Source organism: Herpetosiphon gulosus (assembly GCF_039545135.1).
GTDB classification, from domain to species: Bacteria; Chloroflexota; Chloroflexia; order Chloroflexales; family Herpetosiphonaceae; genus Herpetosiphon; species Herpetosiphon gulosus.
In genome coordinates this window covers 1-14,297 of the sequence record NZ_BAABRU010000007.1, presented here as the reverse complement: position 1 = coordinate 14,297, position 14,297 = coordinate 1, and the positions used below count along the sequence as shown (strand labels likewise).

Annotated in this window: 12 protein-coding genes; 8 read left to right on the top strand and 4 right to left on the bottom strand. The window is 55.7% G+C overall.

The features are described 5' to 3' along the window. Nucleotides 1-21: 21 nt before the first annotated feature. The 3 genes from ABEB26_RS10510 (at nt 22) to ABEB26_RS10500 (ending at nt 4,660) form a co-directional block, all read left to right on the top strand. The gene (locus ABEB26_RS10510) at nt 22-1,917 is read left to right on the top strand and encodes a PAS domain-containing sensor histidine kinase (protein WP_345721952.1); all 1,896 of its coding nucleotides are present in this window, start codon (nt 22-24) and stop codon (nt 1,915-1,917) included. Nucleotides 1,918-2,191: 274 nt separating this feature from the next. Then, nucleotides 2,192-3,613: a glutamine synthetase family protein gene (locus tag ABEB26_RS10505; RefSeq protein ID WP_345721951.1), complete on the top strand. Its 1,422-nt coding sequence runs from the start codon at nt 2,192-2,194 to the stop codon at nt 3,611-3,613. 249 nt (nt 3,614-3,862) lie between these two features. After that, the gene (locus ABEB26_RS10500) at nt 3,863-4,660 is read left to right on the top strand and encodes a hypothetical protein (protein ID WP_345721950.1); all 798 of its coding nucleotides are present in this window, start codon (nt 3,863-3,865) and stop codon (nt 4,658-4,660) included. Between the two features lie 433 nt (nt 4,661-5,093). Here ABEB26_RS10500 and ABEB26_RS10495 read toward each other — a convergent pair whose 3' ends face one another. After that, on the bottom strand, nt 5,094-5,828 hold the full coding sequence (locus tag ABEB26_RS10495; protein ID WP_345721949.1) for an IS4 family transposase: 735 nt from the start codon (nt 5,826-5,828) through the stop codon (nt 5,094-5,096). Next, nucleotides 5,731-6,186 (bottom strand): hypothetical protein, encoded by a 456-nt coding sequence (locus ABEB26_RS10490; RefSeq protein WP_345721948.1) that lies wholly within the window; start codon nt 6,184-6,186, stop codon nt 5,731-5,733. Before ABEB26_RS10490 ends, ABEB26_RS10495 begins: the two co-directional genes overlap by 98 nt. Nucleotides 6,187-6,212: 26 nt before the next feature. Between ABEB26_RS10490 and ABEB26_RS10485 the strand changes: the two genes are divergently transcribed. From ABEB26_RS10485 to ABEB26_RS10465, 5 genes are all read left to right on the top strand, one after another. Continuing rightward, complete coding sequence (locus tag ABEB26_RS10485; RefSeq protein WP_345721947.1) at nt 6,213-6,731, top strand: hypothetical protein; 519 nt, start codon at nt 6,213-6,215, stop codon at nt 6,729-6,731. Nucleotides 6,732-7,389: 658 nt separating this feature from the next. Further along, nucleotides 7,390-7,926, top strand: a complete 537-nt coding sequence (locus tag ABEB26_RS10480; protein WP_345721946.1) for a hypothetical protein — start codon at nt 7,390-7,392, stop codon at nt 7,924-7,926. Then, nucleotides 7,910-8,263 (top strand): hypothetical protein, encoded by a 354-nt coding sequence (locus tag ABEB26_RS10475; RefSeq protein WP_345721945.1) that lies wholly within the window; start codon nt 7,910-7,912, stop codon nt 8,261-8,263. The genes ABEB26_RS10480 and ABEB26_RS10475 overlap by 17 nt, the downstream gene beginning before the upstream one ends. Before the next feature lie 20 nt (nt 8,264-8,283). Continuing rightward, a complete protein-coding gene (locus ABEB26_RS10470; protein WP_345721944.1) occupies nt 8,284-8,490 on the top strand; it encodes a hypothetical protein in 207 nt (68 codons plus the stop codon). A gap of 172 nt (nt 8,491-8,662) precedes the next feature. Continuing rightward, complete coding sequence (locus tag ABEB26_RS10465) at nt 8,663-9,217, top strand: ATP-binding protein (RefSeq protein ID WP_345721943.1); 555 nt, start codon at nt 8,663-8,665, stop codon at nt 9,215-9,217. A 63-nt stretch (nt 9,218-9,280) separates the two neighbouring features. Here ABEB26_RS10465 and ABEB26_RS10460 read toward each other — a convergent pair whose 3' ends face one another. After that, nucleotides 9,281-10,417 (bottom strand): hypothetical protein, encoded by a 1,137-nt coding sequence (locus tag ABEB26_RS10460; protein ID WP_345721942.1) that lies wholly within the window; start codon nt 10,415-10,417, stop codon nt 9,281-9,283. Nucleotides 10,418-10,513: 96 nt separating this feature from the next. Further along, nucleotides 10,514-14,167: a polymorphic toxin-type HINT domain-containing protein gene (locus ABEB26_RS10455; protein ID WP_345721941.1), complete on the bottom strand. Its 3,654-nt coding sequence runs from the start codon at nt 14,165-14,167 to the stop codon at nt 10,514-10,516. Between the last annotated feature and the right edge of the window lie 130 nt (nt 14,168-14,297).

Sequence of the window (14,297 nt, the reverse complement as noted above, 5' to 3'; positions counted from 1 at the left end):
ACTTGTGTTGTGAGGATCGTTATGCCTCGGAAATTGAAATGGCCACTCGCTGGCGCATGGCAACGCCGCTTGATTAAAGCAACTCGCCGTAAAGATGTAACGCTTGAGCAATTTCCGGTTGGCTTGGTTTGGTTTCAAGGCTCACAGGTTTTTTTTAATCAAGCGGTCACGGCGATGATTGGCTATAGCAATGCTGAAATTACGACGACTGAGCAATGGTTTAGCACCTTGTATGGCTCTGAAGCTGCTAGCATGCGCCAATTGTATGCTGCAACCTCGGCAGCAGCCTTAGGCCAAACTATCCATGGATTTATTGTGAATCGTCAGAACCAAAGTTGTCTTTTAGAATGCACCTTGGCTTCGCATGGCCATCGTCAGGTCTGGTTGGTGCGCGATATTACCGAGAGCAATCGGCTTGAGCGCTTGATGCTACAAACTGAACAAACTGCCCGCGTCGGTGGCTGGGAGATCGACTTAAGGACCAATCAAGTTTTTTGGACGCGCGAAATGTACCATATTTTGGATACCACCCCACATGAATATACGCCCACAATTGAGAATCAGAATTTTTTCCATACCAATGCCACGTTAATTCAACTTGAAGCAATTTTTCGCCAAATGATCGAGCAGCGTGGCTCGTTTGATCTGAGCGTCGAAATGCGGACGTTTCGTGGGCGCTCGTTTTGGGGGCGTTTTACCGGGCGAGTTGAGCTAGAGTTTGGTCAGCCGATTAAAATTTATGGCTCGCTGCAAGATGTAACTGAGCATCATCAATTAACTGAGGCCTTGCGCGTGGCCGAGCGTGACTATCGCACAATTTTTGAAACCACCAAAATTGGCATCTTTCGGATTACGCCCGATGGACGGGTGTTGCGGGCTAACCCAGCTTTGGTGCGCTTGGCAGGCTTTGCCCATGAACATGAATTGGTCGATTATGTGGCCGATTTAACCACCATGTATGTTGATCCACAGCGCTTTGACGATTTGCGTGAGCTGCTGCAAACCAATGGCTCGTATGATGAAATTGAATCGGAAGTCTATCGGCCTGCAACTGGCGAACGGATTTGGATCAGCGAAACCTCACGTTTGGTCTATGCTGATGATGGTTCGGTGCTCTACACCGAAGGCACAATTCAAGAAATTACGGCACGCAAACAGGCCGAGGAGGCTTTACGCCATGCCCGTGATGCTGCCGAAGCCGCCAATCATGCCAAAAGCACCTTTTTGGCCAATATGAGCCACGAGCTACGTACACCACTGAATGCAATTATTGGCTACAGCGAATTGCTGATGGACGAGACAGATTTTGCTGACCCGACCATGGTTGAACAGTTTCATCACGATATTGCTCAAATTAATGATGCAGGTCATCAATTGCTCAATTTGGTCAACGATGTGCTTGATTTGGCCAAAGTTGAGGCTGGCAAGTACCAAATTGCTGCCGAAACTTTTGATCTCAACAGCCTTGTACGCGATTTGATTGCCACAATTAACCCGATGGCCCAGAAAAATGCCAACAGCCTCTATTTCGAGCCAAACAAACATCTGCCGTTAATTCATACTGATCGTTCAATGTTACGCCAGATTTTGCTGAATTTATTGAGCAATGCTGCCAAATTTACTAAAGAAGGCACAATTAACATCAGCGTGAGCTTTGATCCAGCCAGTCAACATGTGCAATGTCGGGTGCGCGATACGGGCATTGGCATGAGTGATGCCCAAATGCAGCGCTTGTTTGAGCCATTTACCCAAGGCGATGCCTCGACCACACGGCGCTATGGTGGCACAGGCTTGGGTTTGGCGCTTTGTCGCCATTTTATCGAACTCTTGAACGGCTCAATTCAAGTTGAAAGCGTTTTTGGCCAAGGCTCGATCTTTACCATTGTCTTTCCATGCTTGGTTGAGGCGCTTGATTAGGCAAATTGCTACATGGTTTGGAAATTTAAGCATGGTGGCTAAGGCCTCTAGTGGCAAGCAATTTAACAACCTTTTGTGCACTTTGTACAAATAGCGTGATTTAAAGTTTGGATAGAATACACAAGTTCTGGTGTGGTGGGATTGCGTATAATGCGACCTGTTGAATGGATCGCGCGTTCCTTGGCAATATCCCAAAACTTCCCAAGCACAATACTAAACCACCATGCTCGCGGGACACCGAGTATGGCTTTGTTAGTACAAAGGATGACACACCATGACACTTCGCGATTTTCTCGAAATTCCCTACGAAGAGTTGGAAGAACTGAACCTAGCTGCTAAAGCTCAACGGGTTGGTCGTACCCCATTGGACAAGTTGCAAGAAGAGCGCATGCGCTATTTAAACGATGAAAAGCGTATCAAGGCTGTGACCGTTTGTTTCACCGACCTTGAAGGCCGCTTGCACATGCTTGATTACGACAAAAAATTCTTGTTGAAATCAGCTGATAACTTGACCTTTGACGGCTCCTCGATCCGTGGCTTCTCACAACAATCAGAATCCGACTTGCGCTTGGGCATCGATTGGGGTGCATTCTATTGGTTGCCAGCCGATATCTTTGGGCCTGGTAAAGTCTTGGTGTTTGGGCAAGTGTTGGAACGCGATGGTTCGGCGTATCCTGCCGACTTCCGCTCACGCTTGCAAGCCTACACCGCTGAATTGTTTGCCAAACAAGGCATTGTTTGTAATGTTGCCAACGAAATTGAAGGCTTCTTATTCAAGGGCCGCAACGCCGAGCAACACTACCGCGATACTGGTCACTTTGAATTTGTGAGCACTGGCGGGTATTACAACTCATTGCCAGGCGATCCGCTGCGCTTGTTTATCGATGCTGCGGCTGAAGCACAACGCGCAATGGGCTTTGCCAATGAAAAAGATCACCCAGAAGTTGCGCCTTCACAGTTTGAAATGAACTACTCCTACACCGAAGCTTCAGTCGCAGCCGACCAAGTGTTGCTGTATAAATTGATTTGTCGCCAATTGGCCTACAAACTCGATTTGACCGCCAGCTTCTTGCCCAAGCCAGTGACGGGTGTCAATGGTAGCGGGATGCACACTAACATGTCGTTGGCCAAGGGCGATACCAACTTATTCTATGATGCTAACGGCGAAGAAGGCCTTTCAGAATATGGCTGGAGCTATGTTGATCGCATCTTGACCAGCGGCTTGGATCTGTGTTTGTTACTGAACTCCAGCGTCAATTCATATCGCCGCCTCGACCCACACTACGAAGCGCCAAACCAAATCAAGGCTTCGGCGATCGACCGTGGTTCGATGGTGCGGATTCCATTGGGCAATGCTCGTTCAGCTCGTATTGAAGTGCGCTCGATTGCCCCAGATGCCAACCCACACATGGCGATTTACTCGATCTTGAAGGTTGGATTAGAAGGGCCAAAGGCCGATACCTCAGTTCGCAAGGGCGCAAAAGTATTGCCCGACAACATCTACGATGCAATCGAAGCCTTCCAGGCAAGCGAAATTATCGCTTCAGTCTTGGGCGAAGAAATTCAAGCCAAGTATGCTGAATTGAAGATTGCCTCGGCTGATCGCTGTCCACATCGCTTGGGCACGTTGATCAAACGCTCGGAAGTTCAATTCCACCACGAAGTAACCAACCAATTCCTCTGGAGCAAGTTCTAATTCTTACTTCCGAGGTTCAGTCAACGCCCAGGGCAATTGCTCTGGGCGTTGCTGTTTTTACGATTTTCATGCCCTCACCCCCTAGCCCGCACGCGAGGCGAGGGGGAACCATACAATCATGACGATTGGAACTCCCCTCGCCTGCCACAGTGTTTAAGGCGGACAGGGTGGGGAAGAACGGGACAAACAACGGCCTCGTGCTAGTATACTGGATGGCGCAACACCATATCCGTTCCCACCCGAGGCCGTATGTCGAGTATACCAGCCCTTACCCACTGGATCAACACGATCCTGATCACCGCCGTCCCCACCCTGTCGTCTTGGACTGCCCGTCGCCTCACCGATTGGCTCGTCAGTATCCTGCTTATGCAGTCCATCACCACCCGCCTCGTGGCTTGGGGCTGTGCCTTGGGACTGTCCACCGCTGCCCACGCCGCCAGTCACGAACGCCGACTGCGCCGCACCTATCGGGATGCCCAGCTTCAGTGGTCGCTCTATCGCGTTGTCCTTGCCACCACCCTGCACCTCGCCCCCAACGACCCCGTCACCGTCATCATCGATGAAACCACCCACACCGACCGTTGGACGCTGCTCACTGCCGCCCTCTGGTATCACGGTCGCGCCATCCCGCTTGCGTGGATGCTCCATCTGGGCAACACCCGCCGTGCCACTGCCTTGTGGATGATACCGCCACCCTCCTCGATCGCGTGCGGCAGGTCATCCCCCCCCACCACGCCCGTGGTTGTGGTGGCTGACCGGGCCTTCGGCTGTCCGGCCTTCACCGATCAGGTGGCGGCCTATGGCTGGGGCTGGGTCGTGCGCGTCCAAGGTCATACCCGCATCCAGCTGCGCGGGCACACCGAAACCATGATCCGCACGCTCGTGACGCGAGGCCACCACGTGGTGCGGTGGGGGCACGCTTTCAAAAAGGTGGGCTGGCGATCGGTGACGGTAGTGGCGACGTGGCAGGTGGCGTGTGCGGAACCGCTGCTGCTGGTCAGCAATCGGGGTGGGACGGCATGGCTATGGGCGGCGATAGGCGATTGAAGCGCTGGTTCGCGATTGGAAAACGGCAGGCTGGCAGTGGGAAGCCAGCCAGTCGCGCGATCAGGCGACGCAGGAGGCATTGGTACTGGGCATGGCACTGGCGACAGTGTTCATGCTGCTGATCGGGACGGCAGAGGCGCAGACAGTGCTGGCTGAGCGTGGTGCGACTCCATCGCCGCGCCCATGGGCAGCGCGGGAGAGTCTGTTTCGGTTGGGACGGTACGGCCTCCTGCGGTGGGTCTGGATGGGAGGCAGACCAGCGCTGGGGGAGCGGCTGGTGGTAGCAGGAACCGCGTTGCACGAGACGTGGGCCATGATGGTGACGCGGGGCGGACGACTGGGCATGGATATGACCTAACATATACTGCTATCCAATAGCCAACCTGTCCGCCCTTAAACGCCGCAGTGGGAGAGGGATTGGGGATGAGGGGGCTTAAAACCTATGCTGGAAGACCAACCCAATCAATTTCGCATCGATTTCACCCAAGACCCGTGCCGGATTGGTCGTGCGCCAGTCATCAAGGCGGGCATGGCTTTTCCCCAGCTTAAACAGCAGCTCAATCTGCCAGCGCACCCGCACCAACGCCCAGACTTCGGTCGGGCTGATCAGCGTGCGCGGCGCATTCGTAAGCACCACATTCCAGTCCGCCAGTGCCAAGGCCGTTGCCGACGGCATGCGATGCTGGTGCTGGGCATGCTGGCGAATGCGTGCCCGCCGCTGAACGGCAACCGCCTGCGCCACCCGCGTGACCACCAAACGAGCGTGCACGTGCTGCTCCTTGCCAACGATGATCGCACAATCCCACGTTGCCACCGGGCCAAGCTCGCGGACAAATGTGGTCAACGGCTGCGCGGCGTGCCCCGGATAGGCAACGTGGGTGTTGCTGGGCAGACGGGTAATCCAAAAGACCCCGTGCTGGTCGTGCTGGGGCAAGCGCTCCAGATGGTAAAACCCGCGATCGGCGAGCAGCAAACTCCCCGGCGGCAGATCGCGCTGCTGGAGCGGGAGCGCCCGATCGGCGGCCCGTCCGTTGACCAGATCGGGCGCGGTGATCGCGCCCGTGCGCACATCAAGTTGGATGCCACATTTGAGCGTGACTCTGCCGCCCGTCGTTGCATTCCCACAGCCGCGCCAGGTGCGGGTGAGCGCATCGGGCAAGCCTATCATGGACGCGCACGCTGGCAACGCGCTGGAGGATGGTCAGGGCAACGGGATGCGTCGTGATGACGGGCTGGATGCTGGCGAGGACGAGCTGGTGGAGCAGGTCGGCGGTGGCCATGGTAACGCGTTGATCAATCGCTTGCGGTGAGACATCGACCCCGATGCAGCAGGCCATCTGGGCCAGCTGCTCAACGGTCGCGGTCGACTGGGCCAGATGGTCATAGACGAGGGTTTGGACTAAGGTGCTGGGACAACATTCGGCGCGGTCAGGGTGTTTGCCGTACTGCTGGGCGGCGGCGATTGCCTCAGTCGTGGTGGTCAACAGGGTGTGCATGGCGTGACTGATCTGCGGTATGATCTCCATGGACGCTGCTTGGATATCGTGTTTGGTTGCACAGCCATGATGCCAGAGGAGCGTCCTTTCAACATAAGCTTGATGCGCATGGGGAATTTACTGTCGATTCCTTTGAGGTCATCGCGGGCAAAAGTATCCTCGCCTTTCGCCGGGATGAGCCGGAGGGCGTGCCGCCGCCAACCAGTAAATGTTTCGCCTTGGTCCAGCGCTATGATCGGAAGCCACGCCGGCGACTGTTTGACCTGCTCCGATCCCAGGGCATGCACGCCAATCAGCAGGTGACCTTCTTCATGGATGGGGGCGATACCGTCCGCCGTCTGCCCGATGACCTGTACCCGCAGGCCGAGCAGGTGCTGGATTGGTTTCATCTCACGATGCGGCTGACCGTGCTCCAGCAGTGCGCTCGTGGTCTTCCCGTCCGCCCGACCTCCCAACCCTGGGATGGACGATCATTGGCAGACAGTATCGAGCGGATCAAACACCACCTCTGGCATGGGGATACGGCCAGCGCGTTGGAGGCCGTGGACACGCTTGCCGCGTGGTTGGATGGCTAGGATGACGATGAGGATGGGGTGATACCATCCAGCCGGGGAGCGCGGCAGCGGCAACGATGGGGCGGTATGTCCATGACCTTAGCACCTACATTGAACACAACAGCGGGTCAATGATCAATTATGGGGAGCGCTACCGGCAGGGCGAGCGGATGAGCACGAGCTTTGTGGAGTCAACGGTGAAGTATGTGGTCAGCAAACGCATGGTCAAAAAACAGCAGATGTAGTGGACACCCAAGGGGGCACATCTGCTGCTGCAAGTGCGAACCCAGGTGCTCAATGGTGATTGGGAGGCGACCGTTCGCGGGTGGTATGCGGGTTTCCGGTCTGATCCGATGAGTGCGCCATCGCTGCCATTATCGGGGTAGTGCCTCCGAGTTTTTACTGCTCGTGTAGTTGCACGTATGAACCCAAGTGGCCCTGAAATCATGCAGCGAACGGTTGTACTGCATGCGGTTCAGGTATGGCGCGGGTCGATTGCTTGAACCATGGAGTGCCACCACGTGCGAGCCAGCCCATGACGGTCAGCGATGGACATGGACGCGATTTTTCGGCCATGCATGCGAGCAATCGCCATGGAGCGGCACTCGGTTGTCTGATGCGATTCCTGCCTGCTGCCCGTCCTCGATGCCGTTGAACGATCGATTGTGAGAGGAACTAGATGCTGGATACCGATGCACGAATTGTGTTGATGCAGACCCGCTTGAATCAGCAGTGGTTGGTTCCCCGCGCGATCGATGCCGCTGCCGATGCGCTTCGGCAGTGGTATCGCACCACTGCGCACCCGCTGGCACTCGATAGGCTTGCGCTCTATCCCCATTCATTGGCACTTGATCTGCGCACCGAAGATGAAGCGCATATGCTGACCAGCATTGATATTGGCATCCCCGATGGACGAAGGGGTCGGCATGGCGATTTCGTGGATGTCGGAACATTTTGGTTCGAAACAGACCTGCGTGGTTGGATCACCACGACGACCCTCACGATCGATACGGCCCAAACGGCGCGTGATCGCTGGCTGTCACGCCAGGAGGCTGCTGCGGATCGGGTACGTGCACCGCTGTCCGGGTATGATGTCAACGCCCATGGCTCGACGGCTCGTCCGCACCCTCTGGCATGCGCCAACCCCCGCCGCTTCTATCCCAGCGTCACTCGTCGCTGCACTGCGCTGGGCGCTCGATATGAACGGACGAACTGAACTGGCCCATGCTGAGGGGCATCGCGTGTTCGCTTCGCATGAACGCGAGCAGCCAACCAATACTTCGGCATGGATACCGGACACGCTGACGCTTGATACGGCACAGGTCCAGCTTGTTTTCCCGCTCGACGCAGGCCGTCCACTCCAAGTTGAGGTTATGCTTGCCGTGCGTGGACGAGCCGCCATGCTGCTTGGTCACTATCATTTCTGGACCACACTTGATGGAACCTACGTTGATGATTACTATACGCTTGGGAGTCAGGCAGGAGTGCCGCCAGTCGCAGATCCCCACCTGAGGAGATTCCAGTCGATATCCGTATCGATCTTGGGGAGTTAAGTCCAAAACGCTACAACACCTTGCGTCGGTTGATCGCGGTGGTAGGGCTTGATGGCTTGCAACGACTAATGGCCGAGGCACGAACCCGCGTGGCAGCGCAGGCGGTATGGAATCCCGATCCAATGGCACCAAAAAGTGTGCGTAGTATGCTTTGGCAGATGCTGGAGCAAGGGGCGCTTGATGCACACGATCGTGCGTTCGTACTTGGGTTGCAGCCGCCGAAATAAGTATCTATGGTGTACCGCTGTATGGAAACACGCATGGTGGCGAGCGGCGATGACTACCGCTGCGTGAATTTCACCCATACGGGTGATTTTTGCGCCATCCATCCCAGAAATTGTGATGCAATGTATCTATTAATAACAAACCCCAGCGTAAGCGCCGTGTGAGGAGTCCCCGATGGAATTGCCAGCCCTTAGTGCCGTTCTGGTCGATGCGATTCTGCTTCAATGCCCGCAGTATGATCGGGTGAGTGTCACGGTGGCGCTCGAATCGGTTTTTGCGGGCCATCCCACGCTGCTTGGTGGCAATACGATCTCCATGCTGCTTGGCCAGAACAATGATCTTACCAATGCCACGATTACGATTGGTGATGTGCATGCCGGAAATCAGGTGCATGTCACGGTGACGCTCCCCCAGCCGATTGACCCGCTACCCGCTGCGCTTGCGGCCCTTGCCTCGATTCCATTGAATGATGTGCCCAAGCCCCGTTCCGATCTCCCTCAAGCCTCACGCTTGCCCTTTGAAGCCAGTCCGCACTTTGTTGGGCGCGAGACGGAATTAAAAGCGCTCGCGCAGGCGATTGGCACGGCGCAGCCAGCGGTCGTCATGCCAGCCGTGACCACCGGACTAGGCGGGATTGGCAAAACGAGCCTGGTGACGGAATTTGCCTATCGCTATGGGGTCTATTTTCATGGCGGGGTGTTTTGGTTGCAAAGTCAGCCCTTGGGATGAACCCATTTTTACCCTGTTCTCTTCCCTCTAAAATTCAGCGCAAACCATCACAGATCGGCTCGCTTACTCCGTAGCGAATGCAGGATGGGTCGCGTTCGGCAGCCGTAAAAAGCCATTGATAGCGGCGGGTTTCCACGGAAGGCCAAACGCACGGAGTATCCGTTCAGGGACTCCATGATCCCGGTCAGCACGAGTAAAAGCACGCTGTGCGAGCCACAACATCACCGTTGCTTGGATATCACCGTGTTCAACAGCCGACTTTTTATACTGGAGCCGCCCAAAGGCCATCATGAGGAGTGCGATAGCCTCCGCATCATTCACCGATAGTCCTCGGGAGTCAAAGTGGATAAGCCATTGGCGAACGATCATGGTTCGCTCAGGCAATGGCCGATGATAGAGCACCAGCGCACAATCGAACCAGTACCAGCGAGTGAGTCGAAGCGCATTATACTGTTTGATCAGCGTCTGATCGTGAGATTGACTGATCGTGACCAGCCATGACGTAACCACTTCAGGAACCGGTTGCTTCGTGTGGGCAAGCACCAAGGCTGCGGTGAGCGTGACCAGCGGCTCCTGCGATTGCGCAAAAGTTTCAGCCACCCATGCACGCGCCATCGGATTGCCGCTGCGCCATGCGATGACCTGATAACTCGCCTGAAATGTCAGGCGCTGTTCGGTCTGTGCATAGGGAGCGATCTGTGACCATACGGTCTCATCGGTTGTCACACAGCACGCGACGATGTGAAGCATTTTGGCCGCAATATCTTCATCAGGGTCGTGCAACAAGGGCAATAATGCTGGGAAGCTTTGGATAACCAACGGATAGAGGATGGCCCGTGCTTCAACGGCATCCAGATTATCCTCCATCTGTCCATTGGAAGAGAGAAAATAGCCACAAGGAACGCTCGATGCGTGTGGTGGGGCAATCCCTTCGATAATGATCATGGCGAACACCGCAGCATAGGATCGGGTCGGCCCCGAAGATGTTAGGCTCAGCCGGAGGAGATAGGGGAATGCCGCGATGGCCGTTGGTGAGACCCAGCCTTGATGCACAATCGACATCGAGAGCGCCGAATACGCTTGCTTGATCACCACTGGATCAGGATCGGTTAGGTTGCGTAGATGCTGGGGTGTATCGGTGGCAGCACCATAGGCATGGCTCAGCGTATGCCATGGAATCAGATCGAGATCATTACTCATAGAATTCCTTTCGGAATTGCAACCGATGGGAAATGGACTCTTGTCCATTTCCCATCGGTTGCAATTCGACTGCATTGGCTACCAAGAAAGTCTATTTTATCGAACTCTAGGCTCCCACTCCAGAAGGCCTTCAAGCATATTTAATTTATCGAGTACGTCATGACATCCAATGACATTTCCCTTTCCAGGACATGGAGGGATATACTGTTTTAGAAATCCAGTGGATGTTCGTTCTATATTCATCGTGGTAAATTCAAAATCCTTTAAGATAGGCCGTACCTTTCTTATGGGTGTTGTATCAGTAACCCCTGATTCTGCGAGTATATCCCTGAGACAATTCATTTCTGCACAATTCCAGCGCATACGATGTGTCTTTTTCGGACCACTAGTATTATTCTTATTATGGCCAAGACTGTTACGGAGTTCTTCAGGAAATGGAGATCCTGTATCTCCGCTTATTGCCTTAAATGTTCGCGGTGAGTGTGGTGATTTGAAAATCGCTACTGTTTTACTCTCACCTGGTGCTAAGTGGTCTAAATCCCCTCTTTGAATAAATCCATCAGCATAGGTATCAAGCTCGTTCTTAAGAAATTCAAGACAGCCCGTATTATGAACGAGAATCCCCGCATGGCCAATGGTATAGGTATGGAGGGTAGCCACGGTGAAGTTGTAGACCATGACGGGCTGCAACTCCACACCCACATCCACCACGGTGATGGTATAGCCCGCATCACCCAACAACCGATCGCCAACCCGCAGTTTACCTGCATCAATCCAGCCGCGCCCATAGACCCAGAACGGGTGATGGTCGGTGGCCTGAATCTGTTCCTGCGCCAACCCCAGTGTATCGGTGAGCGGCTGGATGGTTAGTTCAATCACCAAGGTAGCGGTATGGGCCGTCGTCCAGGTAATCGGGTAATAGCCAGCCTGGTTGGTTTGGGGGTCGATCGCCCAGACCGTATCGCCCACCACCAAGGTTTCAATCGGCACGAGGCCATGGCTGGTCTCGACCAACGTCCCTGCGACAAAGCTATTGCCCGGCACACAGGGAAGATTATCCGTAACTTTGATTAACTCATCACGTTGGCTGGCGACCGTATCCGCCTGATGCGCCACGTGGGTGGCATCATCGACATGGGTCACCGCTTTCCCACTATCGATCACATCGTCGGTATAGTGATTAAACCGATACAGGGCAGTATCAGCGTGGTCAAGATTATTGACAATGGCGCGTTTGGCCGCCTTCCCACCACTGGCATAGCCACCACCCGGCAGAAACATGCCCGCAAGCCAAAGTCCTGCCGTTGATGCCTTCTCCCAGCCGCTGACACACGGATCGAGCAGGGTATTCATCGTCGTAAACGCATCATACACCGAGAGGGTGATTTCAACGGCTGCCCACGCCGCCAAGAGCAACGGAACGACGTTGCCGCTGGGGTCGGTATGCCACGCCGGACTATTGTGGGCATAGCTATATTTATGCAGTGATTGCGGACTGGTCGGAATACCCGCAAAGCTATCTTGCTGGAGAAAGCGGCCCATCGTTGGCAGATAATGACGGGCGCGGAGGTAGACCGTGCCATCATGGCCCATCAACTCGCCCGTATAGCCCAAGCGATTGCTGCTGGTGCCGGTTTGGCTGCGGATCGTGCCCCAGATGCTGAAATGCGTCCGTTGTTGCTCCACGCCCGCTGGGGTGATTAAGGCGCGAATCGTGCCTTGGGCATCGAGTTGGGTATAGGCCACCAGCCACGGGGCCGTGTGCTGCCGCTCACGCACCGCATGCACGCCTTCAGGGCCATAGGCATACTGGGTTTCAACCCCATTGGAGGCTTGCGTGCCGAGCAAGCGCGGTAAAGTGCTTGTTTCATCCCAGAGTAACAGCGTGTGGGTGACCACAAGGCCATGGGTGATCGTTTCGGTGACCAGCGTGCCCCAGCCGTTATAGCCATAAGCCACGGTCATGGTGGCACTCTGGGTTTGGCGCAGGCGATTGGCCCCATCATAGCTATAGATCGTTTGCCCATCATCAAGCAGATTGCCCGCCTGATCATAGGTGAAGGCCTGCACCTGATCTGCCGCATCGTAGGTATGGGTGGTGGCCGCTGTCCCATCGTGCAGACGGTTGCCAACGGCATCGAGGGTATAGTGCTGGCTGCTCGCTGGCACACTCGCCAGATCGCTGGTTTGGGTCACTGCGACGACGCGCTGACGCGCATCATAGGCCAGCTGGGTCGTCAGCGCCTGCCCATTCAGCGTTTCGGCCAGCATCGTGGGCAAGCCCACCGCATCGCGGGTATAGGTCAGGTCGGTATTGGGGCCATAGCGAATCTGGAGCAGCGCCCCATCAGCCCGATAGCGGTGGGTGGTCTGCTGCCCGAGCGCTGGTCGATCCATCGCGGTGACTGCCGTGGTTGCCCCACGATAGGTATACTGGGTTGCGGGTGCATTCCATGCGCTCATGGTCGTCGTCCGGCCCATGGGGTCACGCGTGGCCTCAACGCTGCCCGTCCCCCAATACTCAGTGGTGACGCTGCGTGCATCAGGCGCAATCGTGGTGGTAATCGTCACGCCATTCTGACTGCGCGTGGTCATCCGTTCGAGGGCATCATAGGTATAGGTGGTCAGGCCACTGCCATCCACCATCGCGATCACCGAATTGGTCGGATTGTAGCCATAATTGACCGCTGGCGTGCCATCGGAATAGGTGATCGTCACGACTCGTCCAGCAGGATCATAGGTATAGGTGGTGACGACTCCGCGTGGATCCGTCACGGTTGCCCGCTCACCCCGCGCGGTATAGGTGATCGTGGTACAGCGCTGGAGGCCGTCGCAGATCTGCGCTGGCTGGTTCAGCAGGGTGTACTGAGTCGTGCGGACATGGCCGTTGGCATCGGTAATCGCGATCGTATTGCCCACCGCATCGTAGCCAATCAGGGTTTCCACATTCGTGGTCGTGGTGGATGGCTGCCCCGGCTGTTCATGCTCAATCACCGCCGTCACGCGGCCAGCGGCATCATGGCGATAGCCCGTGGTCACCCCATTGGCATCGATGGCCTGGTTCACGTTCCCGACCACATCATAGCGTGTCTGGGTGACGAATTGACCAGCGGTGGTCACCGCCGTGGTGCGGCCCAGCTGATCGACCGCCGTCGTCGTGGTAATGCCCAAGGTATCCGTGATCAGACTGGGGTTTCCCCGCACATCATAGGCGATCGCAGTGCTGAAGCCCATCGATGTGCTGGTTCCCACGGTGCGGCCCACAGCATCATACTGAGTCTGCGTGACTAGCCCAAGGGTATCGGTGACCGTTGTCAGCCGTCCCATGCCATCATACTGATAGGTGGTGACTTGACCAAGGGGATTCTCGTCGGCAATCCGCTGCCCCAGCACATTGTAGTTCGTGCGGCTAACCAAGCCACGCGGATTGGTGATTGCCACGGTATTGCCCATGGCATCATACTGATAGGTTGTGGTATGACTCAGTGGATTGGTGGTCGCGACCACGCGGCCAAGCCGATCATAGCTGGTCACGGTCGCAAAGCCCAACGGATCGGTCACCCGAATCGCGCGGCCCACGGCATCACGGGTCGTGTGCGTGGTGTGCGACAAGGCATCCGTGCTGGCAATCACCCGACCTGCTGCATCATAGTGAGTCTGCGTGGTTGCGCCCCGCGCATCGGTGACGGCAATCGTGCGGCCAGCATCATCATAGGTATAGGTGGTGACCGCACCTAGGGTATCGGTCATGACGGGACTGTCAAGTAGATTGTGTATTTCGCCCCATTACCCCGGAAAGCGTCCGTCAAAGCGAATGGCCAATTGGTTGCGAATCCGTGCCCAGTTTGGCAGCGTGACCCATTTTGCAGTGATATCGCGA